Here is a 246-nt window from a genome sequence, read left to right as displayed (position 1 = left end):
CCCCCTTTGGTCCGTAGACATTATGCGGTATTAGCAGTCGTTTCCAACTGTTGTCCCCCACCTCAAGGCATGTTCCCAAGCATTACTCACCCGTCCGCCGCTCGTCAGCAAAGTAGCAAGCTACTTTCTGTTACCGCTCGACTTGCATGTGTTAGGCCTGCCGCCAGCGTTCAATCTGAGCCATGATCAAACTCTTCAATTAAAAAGTTTTATGTCTTTCGACAGCTCAATGAATTCTGAATTTTT

1 rRNA gene is annotated in these 246 nt (G+C 47.2%); it reads right to left on the bottom strand.

Features of this window, described 5'->3' with window-relative positions:
• Window positions 1-202 (bottom strand): 16S ribosomal RNA (locus H5122_RS20350); the annotation flags it as partial.
• Window positions 203-246 lie beyond the last annotated feature (44 nt).

Origin of the sequence: Pseudoalteromonas sp. SG43-8 (assembly GCF_014164245.1) — a bacterium.
GTDB classification, from domain to species: domain Bacteria; phylum Pseudomonadota; class Gammaproteobacteria; order Enterobacterales; family Alteromonadaceae; genus Pseudoalteromonas; species Pseudoalteromonas distincta.
The sequence above is the reverse complement of the archived record's forward strand: the minus strand, read 5'-3'. Positions and strand labels throughout refer to the sequence as shown.